Genomic DNA, 16,549 nt, shown 5'->3' on the forward strand with positions numbered 1-16,549 from the left:
TGTCAACCGAATCGCAATTGATTGGCCTCTTCGCCGTTTGCGCCTCGACATGGGCGCAGTCGTCATTACATAGGAGGCTTCAACCGACCTGCAAAGCTGACTTCCGATGAGCGAACTCAAGACCATCTCCATTCGCGGCGCGCGCGAGCACAATCTCAAGGGCATCGACCTCGATCTGCCGCGCAACAAGCTGATCGTGATGACCGGGCTTTCCGGATCCGGCAAATCCTCGCTCGCCTTCGATACGATCTATGCGGAGGGCCAGCGCCGCTACGTCGAAAGCCTGTCGGCCTATGCCCGCCAGTTCCTGGAGATGATGCAGAAGCCGGACGTCGATCAGATAGACGGGCTATCGCCGGCGATCTCGATCGAGCAGAAGACGACCTCGCGCAACCCGCGCTCGACGGTCGGGACCGTTACCGAGATCTACGACTATCTGCGCCTGCTCTTCGCGCGCGTCGGCGTGCCCTATTCGCCGGCAACGGGGCTGCCGATCGAAAGCCAGACGGTCAGCCAGATGGTCGATCGCGTGCTGGGGTTCGGAGAAGGCACCCGTCTCTACATGTTGGCGCCGCTCGTGCGGGGCCGCAAAGGCGAGTACAAGAAGGAACTCGCCGAGCTGATGAAGAAGGGCTTCCAGCGCGTCAAGGTGGACGGGCAGTTTTACGAGATCGCCGACGTCCCGGCGCTCGACAAGAAATTCAAGCACGATATCGACGTCGTCGTCGACCGCGTCGTCGTCCGGCCCGATCTCGCCACTCGCCTCGCCGACAGCATCGAGACCTGCCTGACGCTTGCCGACGGGCTGGCCGTCGCCGAGTTCGCCGACCGGCCGCTGCCCCCGGAGGAAACGGCGGCCGGTGGCGCGGCCAACAAGTCTCTCAACGAGACGCATGAGCGCATGCTGTTCTCGGAAAAATTCGCCTGTCCGGTGTCCGGCTTCACCATTCCGGAGGTCGAGCCGCGGCTTTTCTCGTTCAACAATCCCTTCGGCGCCTGCACGACCTGCGACGGTCTCGGCAGCCAGCAGAAGATCGACGAGGCGCTGGTCGTTTCGGAGCCGAACAGGACGCTGCGCGACGGCGCCATTGCGCCCTGGGCGAAATCGACCTCGCCCTATTACAACCAGACGCTCGAGGCGCTCGGCAAGGTCTTCGACTTCAAGCTCGGCAACCGCTGGAGCGAGCTTTCGGCGGAAGCGCAGAAGGCGATCCTCTACGGCACCGAGGAAAAGATCACCTTCCACTATCGGGACGGTGCCCGCGCCTACAACACGACCAAGACCTTCGAGGGCGTCGTGCCCAATCTCGAGCGGCGCTGGAAGGAGACCGACAGCGCCTGGGCGCGGGAAGAAATCGAACGCTTCATGTCGGCCGCGCCCTGCCCCGCCTGCGCCGGCTACCGGCTGAAGCCCGAGGCGCTGGCGGTCAAGATCAATGAGCTGCATATCGGCGAGGTCACGGACATGTCGATCCGGGCGGCCCGCGACTGGTTCGAGGCGTTGCCGCAGCAGCTCAGCACTAAGCAGAACGAAATTGCCGTGCGGATCCTCAAGGAGATCCGCGAGCGGCTGCGCTTCCTGAACGATGTCGGGCTCGAATATTTGAGCCTGTCGCGCAATTCCGGCACGCTCTCCGGCGGCGAAAGCCAGCGCATCCGCCTTGCCTCCCAGATCGGCTCCGGCCTGACCGGCGTGCTCTATGTGCTGGATGAGCCGTCGATCGGTCTGCACCAGCGCGACAATGCCCGCCTGCTCGATACGCTGAGGCACCTGCGCGATATCGGCAACACCGTCATCGTCGTCGAACATGACGAGGATGCCATCCTGACGGCGGACTATGTCGTCGATATCGGACCGGCGGCCGGCATCCATGGCGGTGAGATCGTGGCCGAAGGCCCGCCATCCGAGATCATGGCCAGTGCGAAGTCGCTGACCGGCAAATATCTCTCAGGCGAGCTTTCCGTCGGCGTTCCTGCCGAAAGACGAAAGCCGAAAAAAAAGAAGGAAATCACCGTCGTAGGAGCGTGTGCTAACAATCTGAAGAATGTTACGGCATCGATCCCGCTCGGCGTTTTCACAGCGGTTACCGGCGTCTCGGGCGGCGGCAAATCCACCTTCCTCATCGAGACGCTCTACAAGGCGGCGGCGCGCCGTATCATGGGCGCGCGCGAAAACCCGGCCGATCACGACCGCATCGACGGTTTCGAGCATATCGACAAGGTGATCGACATCGACCAGTCGCCGATCGGCCGTACGCCACGTTCGAATCCGGCGACCTATACCGGTGCCTTCACGCCAATTCGCGACTGGTTCGCCGGCCTGCCGGAGGCAAAGGCGCGCGGCTACCAGCCGGGCCGCTTCTCCTTCAATGTCAAGGGCGGTCGCTGCGAGGCCTGCCAGGGCGACGGCGTTATCAAGATCGAGATGCATTTCCTGCCCGACGTCTATGTCACTTGCGACGTGTGCCACGGCAAGCGCTATAATCGCGAAACGCTCGACGTGCATTTCAAGGGCAAGTCGATTGCCGACGTCCTCGACATGACGGTCGAGGAAGGCGTCGAATTCTTCTCCGCCGTCCCCGCGGTGCGTGACAAGCTGGTGACGCTGAACCAGGTGGGACTCGGCTACATCAAGATCGGCCAGCAGGCGAACACGCTTTCGGGCGGCGAAGCCCAGCGCGTGAAGCTTGCCAAGGAATTGTCGAAGCGGTCGACCGGGCGCACGCTATACATACTCGACGAGCCGACAACCGGCTTGCATTTCCATGACGTAGCCAAGCTTCTTGAAGTTCTGCATGAGCTCGTCAACCAGGGCAATTCGGTCGTGGTCATCGAGCATAATCTCGAAGTGATCAAGACGGCGGACTGGATCATCGACTTCGGCCCGGAGGGCGGCGACGGCGGCGGTGAAGTCATTGCCCAGGGCACGCCGGAAGACGTCGTAAAGGAACCTCGCTCCTATACCGGGCAGTTCCTGAAGGAGCTTCTGGAGCGCCGGCCGACGAAGAAGGCCGTCGCGGCGGAATGACCGGCGCTGGCGGATCGACGCGACGATCGGAATATTTTCGGAAAGCTCGATAAGCAGTTTCATGGAGTTGCAGCGACCTTTGCGCGTCTGAAAGACGCGCGGCGCTGTAGGGTTCCAAAGACCTGACCCTGGAATACTTGCCCCTGCACTGCAGGTTGAGGAGGAGACGATGGCAGAAACCGGAACAATCCGCGTCGGCATTGGCGGCTGGACCTTCGAGCCATGGGAGGCAAGCTTCTATCCCGCCGATCTTCCGAAGAAGCGGCAGCTGGAATTCGCCGGCAAGGAACTGCGCACGATTGAAGTCAATGGCACCTATTACAGCTCGCAGAAGCCGGCGACCTTTGCCAAATGGGCCGCGGACGTGCCGGACGGTTTCATCTTCTCACTGAAGGCGAGCCGCTTCGTGACGAATCGCCGAGTCCTCTCCGAGGCCGGCGAATCGATGGAACGGTTCCTGACCCAGGGCCTGACCGAACTGGGCGATCGCCTCGGTCCGATTCTCTGGCAGTTCGCCGCCACCAAGAAATTCGAGCCCGACGATTTCGAGGGATTTCTGAAGTTGCTGCCGGAGAAGCAGGATGGATTGACGCTCCGTCACGTGGTCGAGGTCCGCCACCCCTCATTCCAGTCGCCGGACTTCGTGGCGATGCTCGACAAGTACAAGGTGGCGGTGGTGCTTGCCGAGCATGCGGATTATCCGATGCTCGCGGACGTCACCGCCGACTTCGTCTATGCCCGGCTGCAGAAGGGGAGCGACGAGGTGGAAACCTGCTATCCCCCGAAAGTCCTCGATCTTTGGGCCGACAGGCTCAAGGCCTTTGCCGCGGGCCATGAGCCGGACGGCCTCGAAAAGAGCGCGCCGGAGCGAAAGGCGGAAAGCCGGCCGCGCGACGTCTTTGCCTTCTTCATCAGCTCGGGCAAGGTCAATGCGCCGAACGGTGCGCGGGAGTTGCAGAAGCGGGTTGATTGAGGCCGGTTCAACGGCGTGTCTCCACGTGCCGCGCCTGGATTGCGCCCGAGATGTGGATGGCATGATCCTTTCATCGGCACGCCTCATGCCGCGGTCGCGAATCGCGCGGCCCGGATGCATCACATCGCGGCTCGGCGTGCAATCGCGAGTGGCGCTGCGACATCTCCCTACCCCTTATTTTTACCCCTGAAAATTTCGATTTCCCGGTTGTAGCTTCGCCGCCATCGGAGACAACCGGCGGAAGTGCCTGATTTTCAACGACTTGATCGATGTCCCCGTTTTCCACAAGCGATCCACACAAGATATAGGGGCCAAACTTCTGTCACAAACCACCCCTTGACGCCCGGAGCCGATTCACGGTTAATGGATTTCACGTTGCGACGGCGGCGGACCGGGTTGTTTAGCGGCCGGTTCATCCCCCCAAATCGTCGGTTCTGACCAGCGCCAAGCGGATAGTTCCCGTGAGGCGGCAATGGCGGAGCTTTGCGCGGTTTGCGGGTGCTGCCTGAGCGATATTCGGACTGGCGTAAACAAGCTGTTAATACTATATTTAGCGTTTGCAGCCAGCATAATCACAAGATACAGGGTCACCCAGGGCTTGGGTTTCTCAAAAAGGACGAAAGCTGGAGCTGGCTGCGGGAACGCTTGCGGCCGGGCGGGGTTAACTGCGCTCAATCGGCGCGAAGGCAATAAGGGACACGGGACAATGAAGATCGAACGTCGATTCACCAAGGCAGGGCAATCCGCCTATGCCGAGATCGATTTCCGCAAGGCGACGAGCGAGATCAAGAACCCGGATGGCTCGATCGTTTTCCGTCTGGAGAACATCGACGTGCCGGCGCAGTTCTCCCAGGTCGCCGCCGACATCCTTGCGCAGAAATATTTTCGCAAGGCCGGCGTTCCGGCAAAGCTGAAGCGCGTCGAGGAAAACGATGTGCCCTCCTTCCTGTGGCGCTCGGTTCCGGACACGGACGCGCTGAAAGCCCTGCCGAAGGATGAGCAATACGGCTCGGAAACGGATGCGCGCCAGGTTTTCGATCGCCTGGCCGGCACTTGGACCTATTGGGGCTGGAAGGGCGGCTATTTCGACACGGAAGAAGACGCGGCCGCCTTCCGCGATGAGCTCGCCTATATGCTCGCCACCCAGCGCGTCGCGCCCAACTCGCCGCAATGGTTCAACACCGGCCTGCACTGGGCCTATGGCATCGACGGTCCCGGACAGGGCCACTTCTATGTCGATCCCTTCACCGGCAAGCTGACGAAGTCGAAGTCCGCCTACGAACATCCCCAGCCGCATGCCTGCTTCATCCAGTCGGTCGCCGACGACCTCGTCAACGAGGGCGGCATCATGGATCTGTGGGTGCGGGAAGCCCGCCTCTTCAAATACGGCTCCGGTACCGGCTCCAACTTCTCCCACCTGCGCGCCGAGGGCGAGAGGCTGTCGGGCGGCGGCAAGTCCTCCGGCCTCATGAGCTTCCTGAAGATCGGCGACCGCGCCGCCGGCGCCATCAAATCGGGCGGCACGACGCGCCGCGCCGCCAAGATGGTCGTCGTCGACATCGACCATCCGGATATCGAGGAATATATCAATTGGAAGGTCAAGGAAGAGCAGAAGGTCGCTGCCCTGGTCACCGGTTCCAAGATCGTCGCCAGGCACCTGAAGGCGATCATGAAGGCCTGCGTCAATTGCGACGGCAGCGACGATGCCTGCTTCGACCCGAAGCAGAATCCGGCCCTGAGACGCGAGATCCGCGCCGCCAAGCAGGCCGCGGTTCCGGAAAATTACGTCAAGCGCGTCATCCAGTTCGCACGCCAGGGCTACAAGGACATCGAGTTCAAGACCTATGACACGGACTGGGATTCGGAAGCCTATCTGACGGTCTCCGGCCAGAACTCCAACAACTCCGTCTCGATCAAGGACGATTTCCTGCGCGCCGTCGAGGCCGACGGCGACTGGCACCTGACGGCCCGCAAGGACGGCCGCGTGATGAAGACGGTGAAGGCGCGCGACCTCTGGGAGTCGATCTCCTATGCCGCCTGGGCTTCCGCCGATCCGGGCCTGCATTTCAACACGACGATGAACGACTGGCACACCTGCCCGGCCGCCGGCCCGATCCGCGCATCGAACCCGTGCTCGGAATATATGTTCCTCGACGACACGGCCTGCAACCTCGCATCGCTCAATCTGATGCAGTTCAAGGATGCGGCGACTAAACGGATCAACATCGCCGATTACGAACACGCCGTCCGCCTCTGGACGGTCGTGCTCGAAGTCTCGGTGATGATGGCGCAGTTCCCGTCGCGCGAAATCGCCGAGCTCTCCTATGAATATCGCACGCTCGGCCTCGGCTATGCCAATATCGGCGGCCTCCTGATGTCTTCGGGCATTCCCTATGATTCGCCCGAGGGCCGCGCCATTGCCGGCGCGCTGACGGCGATCATGACCGGTATCGCCTATGCGACTTCGGCCGAGATCTCCGCCAAGCTCGGCCCCTTCCCGAGCTTTGCCCCGAACCGCGACAACATGCTGCGTGTGATGCGCAATCATCGCCGCGCGGCCCATGGCGAAACATCGGGCTATGAGGGCCTGGCGGTCGATCCGGTTGCGCTCGTTCATTCCGACTGCCCGGACCAGGACCTGATCGCGCATGCCAAGAGCGCCTGGGACAAGGCCGTCGAGCTCGGCGAGAAGCATGGCTACCGCAACGCCCAGGCGACGGTGATCGCGCCGACCGGCACGATCGGCCTGGTGATGGATTGCGACACGACCGGCATCGAGCCCGATTTCGCGCTGGTCAAGTTCAAGAAGCTCGCCGGCGGCGGCTATTTCAAGATCATCAACCGCGCCGTGCCCGAGGCGCTGCGCACGCTCGGCTATTCCGAAAGCCAGATCGCCGAGATCGAGGCCTATGCGGTCGGCCACGGCAACCTCAACCAGGCGCCGGCCATCAACCCGACGACGCTGAAGGCCAAGGGCTTTACCGACGAGAAGATCGAGGCGGTCAATGCGGCGCTGAAATCCGCCTTCGACATCAAGTTCGTCTTCAACCAGTGGACGCTCGGCGCCGACTTCCTGAAAGCGACGCTGAAGGTCAGCGACGAGCAGCTCGCCTCGATGGACTTCAACCTCCTCGAGCACATCGGCTTCTCGAAGAAGGACATCGAAGCCGCCAATATCCACGTCTGCGGCGCGATGACGCTCGAAGGGGCGCCGTTCCTGAAGGCCGAGCACCTGCCGGTCTTCGATTGCGCCAATCCCTGCGGCAAGATCGGTAAGCGCTACCTTTCGGTCGAAAGCCATATCCGCATGATGGCGGCCGCCCAGCCCTTCATCTCGGGCGCGATCTCCAAGACGATCAACATGCCGAACGAGGCGACCGTCGAGGATTGCAAGAACGCCTACATGCTCTCCTGGAAACTGGCGCTGAAGGCGAACGCGCTTTACCGCGACGGCTCCAAGCTGTCGCAGCCGCTCAACGCCTCGCTGATCGAGGACGAGGAAGAGGAAGAGGCGATCGAGGAGCTGATGCAGGCGCCGGCCGCAGCCCAGGCGGTCGCCGTCACCGAGAAGATCGTCGAGCGCGTCATCGAGAAGGTGGTGCGTGCCCGCGAAAAACTGCCGAACCGCCGCCAGGGTTATACCCAGAAGGCGATCGTCGGCGGCCACAAGGTGTATCTGCGCACCGGCGAATTCGGCGACGGCCGTCTCGGCGAGATCTTCATCGACATGCACAAGGAAGGTGCGGCCTTCCGTGCGATGATGAACAACTTCGCCATCGCCATCTCGCTCGGCCTGCAATATGGCGTGCCGCTCGAGGAATATGTGGAGGCCTTCACCTTCACCAAGTTCGAGCCGGCCGGCATGGTGCAGGGCAATGACGCGATCAAGAACGCGACGTCGATCCTCGACTACGTGTTCCGCGAGCTTGCCGTCTCCTATCTCGGCCGCCACGACCTCGCCCATGTCGACACGTCGGACTTCAGCAATACGGCGCTCGGCCGCGGCATCCAGGAAGGCAAGACCAATCTCGTCTCGACCGGCTGGACCCGCGGCTACAAGCCGACCCTCGTTGGCGGCTCGGGCGAGCGCTCCGAACCGAAGGGCGCTTCGACCGCGGCCCCTGCCCGCGCCTCCGGCGGCGCGACCGTCACCTCCATCGCGGGCAATGCCGCGCGCAAGCTGGAGCCGGCGACGGCCGCCGCCACTTCCGAAGTCGTGGCCTTCAAGCGCGACTATGAGGAACGCGCCGCGGAACTCGCCGAAGAGGTTGCCAACGAAGCCGAACAGGACGTAACCGCCCTCTTCTCCGACAAGGCCGCCGCGGAAGCCGCTGCCGCCAAGTCGGAGGCGAAGAAGGTCGAGGCCGAACGCCGCGCCCGCTCGATCATGCAGGGCTATACCGGGAACATGTGCACCGAGTGCCAGAACTTCACCATGGTGCGAAACGGTACGTGCGAAAAGTGTGACACCTGCGGTGCCACGAGCGGGTGCTCGTAAGGTCGGGCGGCAGCGGCTTTGTGTAACTGAGAAACCGAACGTAGTTCTGGCCAATACGGCTTAAAACTGGCCATAGTTGAAGCTGAAATTGGCCTAGAGAATACGCGAGAAAAAGCCAAGAGGGGCAGGTCTGCGACCTGCCCCTCTTGGCTTTTCTAGGCTAAAAGCCCTGCGCAGAAAGTATGCTACCCCTTTACCGTGAGCACCGGCCGGATCTTGGCGGCCCGGCTGACCATGCCGGCCTCCACCATAGGGTCGACGACGGCCTCAATCGGACGATAAGCGCCGGGCGCCTCCTCCTTAAGCCGACCTTCGAGTTCCGCGACGACGTCCGCACGCCCGCGCAAGAGCGGATCGTTCGGATCGACAGGGCCGACGACCCGCAGGCTGGCGTCGAGACGCGCGGCCGACCGGGCCTCCTGCCTCGAGAGGCGGCGTCCCGCACCGTGGGCCGAGGACTGCAGGCCCTCCTCGTTTCCCAGCCCACGCAAGAGCCATGTTCCATCGCCCATAGACCCAGGCAGGATGACCGGCTCTCCGATCCACTCGTACGGGCTTCCGCCCAGCGTACCGACGCCTCTGGCGGGGCAGGCCCCCTTCCGGTGTCGAACGACGTCGCCATCCTGCCATACCGTGTTGTGCGGAGCGTCGTAGACGAGCCTGTGTTCGACGTCCCGGCCGATCGTGCGCCTGAGAGCCTCCACCGCCGCAAGACCGATAAGAAAGCGGTTGGCGAAGGCGGCATTGGCGGCGTTGGCATGGCCGTCGAGATACCTTTCGAAGAGGGGTTCGTTCCGTTCGTGGGAGAGAATCCTGTAGTCCGGGACACCATGTCTGCCGGAATGCAGCGCTTCGCGCACCGCTGTGCCGACACGCTGTCCGAAGTCCAGCGATCCACTATGAACGACGATCACGACCTTTCCACGGGCTAGGCCGCAGGCGGCGGCGTAGGCGCCGTCCGCAACGCGGTCGACAACCCCGAACTCGACGAAATGGTTGCCGCCTCCGATGGTCCCGAGGATGGCGTCGCGCCTGTAGTCGTCGTCGATCCGCGCATAGTGCTCGAAGCCCGGATCGACAGCACAACTCGCGAACACGCCTGCATCGCAGGTCCTGTCGAGATCGCCCCACGCCGCCTCGAGATCAAGGCGAGACAGGAGGCCTTCCCGGCCACGGCCGATACTTTCGAGCAGGCCAGGAAGCCCTTCCCGAAGAACCGCCTGCCGATCTCTTCCAGTGAGGGCTACGTCCCTGCCGCCCTGAAAGAAGACGTGACGAAGATTGCGGTCCAGCAGTGGCTCGAGATCGTCCTCGGAGACGTTCTCGAGCACGATCATACGCATGCCGCAGCCGATGTCGTTGCCGACCAGATGTGGGAGGACTGCACCGCGCACGTCGGCGACGACTCCCACGGGCACGGGGCGGCCGGGATGAAAGTCGGGCGTCGTCGCTACACGCACGATTTCGGCACCCATCCGCTCCGCTGCTTCGACGCCGGGAAGGGCGGAACAGAGGTCCGAGACGGCACGCGCGCGATGGCGTTCCGGCTCGTCGCGCGCGACGACCGACCTAATGACGTGTCCTGCGGCGGTGTCGACGCGGATGACGGGGTTTGTGGGGGAATTCATCTTGCTTCTCCGATTGCCATGGGTTCAGCAGCCGCGGCGATACGGATTGGCATGACATTTAGATTGTGAAGGACTCCGCGTCAACGAGTGATTCGAGCGCGTTGATCAAAGCACGCCCACAAAGAATTGTCGGGCAGGAAAGGAGGAAGGCAGCCATGAGGTTTGAACTGACCGCGGGCGGAGCAACTGTCGTGATCGACCCGAGGAACTGCGATTTCTCCGCCCACGTCGAGGGGGACGCGGTCGAGCTTAATTGACCGGACGCAAGTCTTTACGGCATTGATTCCATCATCGGTGACGCATCGGGCCTCCCCGTGACGGCGGTCGACTTCCTGACGCGGATGAGTCGATATTGGTTCTAGCAGTGGCCCGCGTCCGCATCGGGCCGAAAGCTGCCAAGTTACTTCGGCAGCTTTCGGCCCGATGCGGACGCGGCACTTCAATTCGCGTTCGAAGGCCAAAGCCGGGTGATCAGGTCAACCGTCTACTACGGCCTTTCTGACGACATGGGACGGCTTCACGAAGCCGAGTATTTGACCGTTACGCCGCGCTGCCGAAAGTAGGCCTGCATTAGCTTCCTGCCAGAACGGTTGTTCTGAACGAGCCTAGCCGGGTCAAAGACGGCCTCTTTCAACCCCTCCCGCGTCAACGCTGCCTTGAGAGTCGCGATATGCGCGTCGATGTCGGCATTGTCCGCTTGGAGCGATTCATAAATACGGTTTGTTGCATCTGCGACGGTCGGTTCGCTCACCATTGCACTCCTGTTGTTGTTTGGCTGGCGCTTACCACATTTTTCGGCTTGACCCTAGAGGACGCTCTGTCTCCAACCGAATGACGTCATCGCGATGGACTTCTTCGATAATCGGCAACCGACCGGATTGCGCCAATTGCAGTCATTGCTCCACAAATCTGGTACGGTTTACGGGGGCTCGGAAATAGGATCGTAGAATGCTGTACATCGGCTTGGCTGACAGGGACGAGATCGCCAAGGTGCGTCGCGCCATCGAGGAGCGCGGCCTGACATCTCATATGAATGACACCAAATGGCGAGCACTCTGCACGGCCATAGCCCAGGAACTTCCGTTCCCACCACCCTATCAAGTGAAACTCGTTCTCTCAGAGACGGCCGATCCGGAGGTGCTTGAGGCGGCTCCTTCATATTGGGGTGATTGGGCAAGAACGCCTGAAGCGTCGATGGGTATTTTCATCGAATGGCTCAAGGTTGCACCTAGAGTAAGCGTGCACATGGGACAATTGGTGGCTCCCCGCGTTGACGACTGCTCAGCACCATTGCGCGACATTCTAAAAGGCTTGCGTATCCCGTTCAGCGAACAGAATGGCTTCTTCACTATCTACGGGCACACTGCTAGCGTAGCCATCCGGTGAAGGCGCTATGATTTCGCCTGATGGAATGCCCACGTTCAGCGAACGCGCTGTTTAGCCGGATCGGGAGATTTGGGTTGAAAGCTGCTTGTCCGCCGCCGTGGACGGAAACGGACAAGCAGCCACAGAGGTTCGCTATTTCAGGGGCAGGAAGAGCTCTGCCACCGCCGCATTTTCAGGTGCTTCCGGAAAGAAGGTGAGGCGCTGGCAATACAGGGGGAAATCCCTCGCTTCCTCGCCACTGACCGGCAGCCAATCGCGATAGAGGTAAAGCGCGGCAGGCTCCAGATCATCAGTATTGCCGATGACTTTCAGCACGGCGCAACGGCCGCCGGGGATCATGCCCGCCTCAATATGCTCTCCGTTCGTCTTGATCGGCTGATCAGTGCTGACACAAAGGTCCAGCCGATACTCGTCCGGAGTCGTCACACGCGGATCGGAATGAAAGATGTTGAAAGTCAAACTGGTCTTCGGATTCAGGCCAGTGGCTTTGCGCCATGCTATGAAGCGTTTGATCGTGTCGCCGATCCTTGCCGGATCACCTCGATGTTTCATGATCGCGACAGGGGTCGGAGACACCTCGCGGATTTCGATGTCGTTGGCTGCAAATGTCCTTTGCATGAGCTTACTCCTTGCTTGGTTGAGAGGGCCGAGGGCGGCAAGCCACGGTTCCCAATCGGGAGATTTCCTGAACTGCGAAGGCGACTGGCTGAACCGTTGCCGAAATGCGCGAGCAAAGGCGTCAGGAGCTTCGTAGCCGGCATCCATCGCTATCTCGGTCACGCTGTCTACGTCCCTGTAGACCAGCCTGTAGGATGCCCGCTTCATGCGGATGAGGTGGATATAGCGATGCACAGACAGCCCAAAGGCCGCCGCGAACTGCCGATGGAAATGATACTTGGAGAAGGCGGCCACGCAGCTCAACTCGTCTAGGTCCAGATTGCGGTCGAGATGCTGATCAATGTGATCTAGGACCCGTTGCATCCGGGCATGGTAGTTTCGAAGCGTCGTTGTCATTATCCTGTCCTTACCGTGGCAGGACCAAATAGACCCGCACGAGTGCTGTGCGCTCGACCGATCTTGCGGATTATCAGGCTTGGCTGCTCAGCCATAACGTTTTGAGTTCGCTCCAGCGGTTTTGGGTCGCTGCATCTGCGGCGGTAGCGGCGGGTTGCGGTGCGGAGACATTTCGACTGCGCAGCACCGCAACACGTCGCGGGTTGACGGTCTGGGCGAACTCTGCAGGCGTCAGCCAGCCGAGGCCAGAGCGCGGTCGGTGATAGTTGTAGCAGCAGCGCCAGCTTGAAAGCGCTGATCGAGCATGGTTCAGAGACGAGAAGAGGGTCTCGCTCAATAGCTTGTCGTTCGTTGGATTGCGGGATTGGTGAGGCCGTGAATCGTACCCACGCGGCCAAGCAGTCAATGTAATCTTTGCACCGGCTCATCCAGGAAACTGCGGATGCCGTCACGCTGGACGGTCGCTAAGAATTCTTCAAACGCGTCTCGATCGGTGTCGAAGGTGTCGTTCCAGATCGTCGTGTTCCCTTCCTCGTCGAAGACTTCAAGCGTCCAATCGAGGTTGGTGCCTGCAGGCCGGTAGATGCGCAGGATTACAGTTACGTCATCATCGACGAATTCTCCGGAGAATTCCGAAAATTCAAACTTCTGTTCGGTCTCTGTCATCCTCTTTGTATAGCACACCTTGGTTCGCGAGCGGGCGGTTTTCGGGTTGCAATTGCATTAAAAACAGCACCCGAAATAGTGGGCCAGGCATGTTGACGACGGTCACGCCGGCAGCAAGTCGCAGTTGACGCGGTTTCTTTTCCCGTGAACATATGGCGAACGAAAAGTGTTGCTGAGTCGACAAGGTGCCAACCCCACGGATGTTGGATACCGGCTCCACTCCTGCCCGTGGATTCTTACCCGATCGGCTCATTTCAGGTGAAGCGCCGACCGTGATCGGGTATGGAGGGACTCATGACGGAACGGATTGACGGGGGCGAATGAGCGCGAGCTATCTTGAGAAGCTGAACGACAGGCAGCGCTGCGCCGTCGAGCATGGCATCGGACAGGATGAAACTGGCGCCAGGCCCCTGCTGATCATCGCCGGGGCCGGATCGGGCAAAACGAACACGCTCGCCCATCGCGTCGCCCACCTGATCGTCAATGGCGCCGATCCCCGCCGCATTCTGCTGATGACCTTTGCGCGCCGGGCCGCCGCCGAGATGTCGCGCCGCGTCGAGCGTATCTGCGCGCAGGTGCTCGGTGCCAATTCCGCCGTGATGACGGACGCCCTCGCCTGGGCGGGAACCTTTCACGGAATCGGCGCCCGACTGCTCCGGATCTATGCCGAGCAGATCGGCCTCAATGTGGATTTCACCATCCACGACCGCGAGGACAGCGCCGACCTCATGAACCTGGTGCGGCACGAGCTCGGGCTCTCGAAGACCGAAAGCCGGTTTCCGACCAAGGGCACCTGCCTGGCGATCTACTCGCGGACGGTGAATTCGGAGACGCCGCTTAATGAAGTGCTCCGCAACTGGTATCCCTGGGTCTCCAACTGGGAAGAGCAGTTGAAGGCGCTCTTTTCCGGATATGTCGAAGCCAAGCAGGCGCAGAACGTTCTCGATTACGACGATCTGCTTCTCTACTGGGCGCAGATGGTGAGCGATCCGTCGCTTGCCGAAGATATCGGCAACCGGTTCGACCATGTGCTCGTGGACGAGTATCAGGACACCAACAAGCTCCAGTCCTCCGTGCTGCTTGCGCTCAAACCCGGCGGGCGCGGCCTCACTGTCGTCGGCGACGACGCTCAGTCCATCTATTCGTTCCGGGCCGCGACCGTCCGTAACATTCTCGACTTTCCCGATGCCTTCTCGCCGCCCGCCGACGTCATCACGCTTGATCGGAACTACCGCTCGACGCAGACGATCCTTGCCGCCGCCAACGGCGTCATCGAGCTGGCGCGCGAGCGGTTCACCAAGAATTTGTGGACCGACCGGCAATCGGCGGATCGTCCTAAACTCCTGACCGTGAAGGACGAGAGAGACCAGGCGAACTACATCGTCGAGCAGGTTCTCGCCAACCGCGAAACGGGCATGCTGCTGAAGCAGCAGGCAGTCCTGTTCCGCACATCGAGCCACAGCGGGCCGCTCGAGGTGGAGCTGACCCGCCGCAACATCCCCTTCGTGAAATTCGGCGGGCTGAAATTCCTCGACAGCGCCCATGTCAAGGATCTCCTCGCCGTGCTGCGCTTCGCGCAAAATCCACGAGACCGGGTTGCCGGCTTCCGGCTGCTGCAGATGCTGCCGGGCATTGGCCCCCAGACCGCCGGCAAGGTTCTCGACGCCATCGCGGCCGATTCGGAGCCGCTGATGGCGCTCGGCGAGATACCCGCTCCACCGAAGAGCGGGCAGGACTGGGGCTCCTTTGTCGATCTGCTGCAGGCCTTACGCAAATCCGGCAGCGGCTGGCCGGCGGAGATCGCGATGGCGCGGACGTGGTATGAACCCCATCTCGAGCGGATGCACGAGGATGCCGAGACGCGCCGGGCCGATCTCATGCAGCTCGAGCAGATCGCCGCCGGCTATCCGGGCCGCGAGCGCTTCCTGACGGAGCTGACGCTCGATCCGCCGGACGCGACGAGCGACCAGGCCGGTGTGCCTCTGCTCGACGAGGATTATCTCGTGCTCTCCACCATCCATTCCGCCAAGGGCCAGGAATGGCGTTCCGTCTTCATGCTCAATGTCGTCGACGGCTGCATCCCGTCGGATCTCAGCACGGGTACGAGCCACGATCTCGAGGAGGAGCGGCGGCTTCTCTATGTCGGCATGACGCGCGCCAAGGACAGCCTGACACTGATGGTGCCCCAGCGGTTCTTCACCAGCGGGCAACACGCGCAGGGGGACCGCCATGTCTATGCGAGCCGGACACGCTTCATCCCGGCGACGCTGCTGCAGTTCTTCGAGAGTGGAACCTGGCCGACCGTCAGTCCGGCCGCCTCAGAGCGCAGCGCGAATCAGATCCGCATCGATGTCGCGGCCCGGATGCGGGGCATGTGGAAGTAGAAATTGAAAACGCCCCGACGGCTTGCGCATCGGCCCGAAAATCGGAACCGATTTTCGGAAAGCTCGAAGCGCAGATTTAAAGAGTTACAGCGACCTGTGCGCGTCTAAAAAGACGCGCAGCGCTGTAGAGGCGGGCCCAGGTCGCTTAAGCCTCGGAACCCGTCCGTTGGCACCACAGCAACAGAAGAGGATTGCCGGTGCAGCGCATCGCGAACTCCCTTCCCTCCTCGACGAAAAATGCCCGGCCTGGATCGGCGACAGTCCAGTCGCCGTCATCCGTCAGGACCTCGACGCGGGAAAGCGGCAGATATGCGGTCGCGTATTTTCTGCGATGGTCGGGAAACCGGCTGTAAGGCCCCATGACGGTCAGCCCGACATAGACGTCGTCCCGGTCTTCGATGCCTCCCGGGCCGATGATGGAAGCATGGGCGTGGTCACGCGCGAAATTGACGCTGGCAAACGGTCCCGATTTCGAACGGTACCAGCGCAACTCCGGCGCGATCGCCAGGATCGCATCGCCCATGGCGCCGATCGTTCCACCGCGCCTCGAGGCTTCCACCAGCGTTTCGGCCAGATGTTCGGCGGGTGGCAATATATTACCGCCGGCACTGTAGAGCGACGACGGCTTCATCAGCGTGTGGAAGATCTTTCCGGCAACGTACTTCGCCATTACCGGGACGTCATGGGCGAGAAAAAGGCTTCCCGCGACGTTGATCAGGTTCTGCAGGGTCTTCGGACGGCTCCCCCAGACCATGATGGGCGCCCTGCCGACCGGCGACGGATCGCAGCTGAAGCTCGAACGTCCTCTCGTGGCCCGACGGATGATGCCTCCGTCAGAGTCGCGATCGACCGCGACAGCTCTTCCACCTCGGCGCTCTGTATCTTCCATTTAGGCTCGCCCTCATGCGACGAAGGGGTTCGGCCGTCCAGCTCGACGCCTGACCACCCGTGCGTACCGACATTGCATGGATA

Annotated in this window: 10 protein-coding genes and 1 pseudogene; 5 read left to right on the top strand and 6 right to left on the bottom strand. The window is 61.6% G+C overall.

All coding sequences use genetic code 11. The features are described 5' to 3' along the window. Positions 1-106 precede the first annotated feature (106 nt). The 3 genes from uvrA (at position 107) to SJ05684_RS07560 (ending at position 8,499) form a co-directional block, all read left to right on the top strand. Positions 107-3,028 carry an excinuclease ABC subunit UvrA gene (gene uvrA / locus SJ05684_RS07550; RefSeq protein ID WP_034854824.1) on the top strand — a complete coding sequence of 974 codons (2,922 nt, stop codon included), beginning with the start codon at positions 107-109 and terminating at the stop codon, positions 3,026-3,028. A gap of 169 nt (positions 3,029-3,197) precedes the next feature. Beyond that, positions 3,198-4,001, top strand: a complete 804-nt coding sequence (locus SJ05684_RS07555; RefSeq protein WP_034854825.1) for a DUF72 domain-containing protein — start codon at positions 3,198-3,200, stop codon at positions 3,999-4,001. A gap of 706 nt (positions 4,002-4,707) precedes the next feature. Further along, positions 4,708-8,499, top strand: coding sequence for a vitamin B12-dependent ribonucleotide reductase (locus SJ05684_RS07560; RefSeq protein WP_095694230.1), 3,792 nt, complete (start codon positions 4,708-4,710; stop codon positions 8,497-8,499). Positions 8,500-8,684: 185 nt separating this feature from the next. Here SJ05684_RS07560 and SJ05684_RS07565 read toward each other — a convergent pair whose 3' ends face one another. Beyond that, complete coding sequence (locus tag SJ05684_RS07565) at positions 8,685-10,127, bottom strand: RtcB family protein (RefSeq protein ID WP_050980008.1); 1,443 nt, start codon at positions 10,125-10,127, stop codon at positions 8,685-8,687. Between the two features lie 517 nt (positions 10,128-10,644). Continuing rightward, on the bottom strand, positions 10,645-10,881 hold the full coding sequence (locus tag SJ05684_RS07570; protein ID WP_014763131.1) for a hypothetical protein: 237 nt from the start codon (positions 10,879-10,881) through the stop codon (positions 10,645-10,647). Positions 10,882-11,075: 194 nt separating this feature from the next. Here SJ05684_RS07570 and SJ05684_RS07575 point away from each other — a divergent pair, with 194 nt between their 5' ends. After that, positions 11,076-11,513 (top strand): DUF6678 family protein, encoded by a 438-nt coding sequence (locus SJ05684_RS07575; protein ID WP_034854827.1) that lies wholly within the window; start codon positions 11,076-11,078, stop codon positions 11,511-11,513. Positions 11,514-11,645: 132 nt separating this feature from the next. On the opposite strand, the gene SJ05684_RS07580 is transcribed toward SJ05684_RS07575, so the two are convergent. The 3 genes and pseudogenes from SJ05684_RS07580 to SJ05684_RS07590 form a co-directional block, all read right to left on the bottom strand. After that, positions 11,646-12,527: an AraC family transcriptional regulator gene (locus tag SJ05684_RS07580; RefSeq protein ID WP_034854828.1), complete on the bottom strand. Its 882-nt coding sequence runs from the start codon at positions 12,525-12,527 to the stop codon at positions 11,646-11,648. 73 nt (positions 12,528-12,600) lie between these two features. Next, positions 12,601-12,873 (bottom strand): annotated as a pseudogene (locus SJ05684_RS07585) (integrase core domain-containing protein); the annotation flags it as partial. Between the two features lie 56 nt (positions 12,874-12,929). After that, positions 12,930-13,193, bottom strand: coding sequence for a hypothetical protein (locus SJ05684_RS07590; protein ID WP_034854829.1), 264 nt, complete (start codon positions 13,191-13,193; stop codon positions 12,930-12,932). Positions 13,194-13,513: 320 nt separating this feature from the next. On the opposite strand from SJ05684_RS07590, the gene SJ05684_RS07595 reads away from it, so the two are divergent. Then, the gene (locus tag SJ05684_RS07595) at positions 13,514-15,577 is read left to right on the top strand and encodes an ATP-dependent helicase (RefSeq protein WP_034854830.1); all 2,064 of its coding nucleotides are present in this window, start codon (positions 13,514-13,516) and stop codon (positions 15,575-15,577) included. Between the two features lie 145 nt (positions 15,578-15,722). Here the strand turns inward: SJ05684_RS07595 and SJ05684_RS07600 are convergent, their stop codons facing one another. Further along, positions 15,723-16,331 carry a dimethylsulfonioproprionate lyase family protein gene (locus SJ05684_RS07600; protein ID WP_034854913.1) on the bottom strand — a complete coding sequence of 203 codons (609 nt, stop codon included), beginning with the start codon at positions 16,329-16,331 and terminating at the stop codon, positions 15,723-15,725. Positions 16,332-16,549 lie beyond the last annotated feature (218 nt).

It is taken from the genome of Sinorhizobium sojae CCBAU 05684 (genome assembly GCF_002288525.1).
GTDB lineage: Bacteria > Pseudomonadota > Alphaproteobacteria > Rhizobiales > Rhizobiaceae > Sinorhizobium > Sinorhizobium sojae.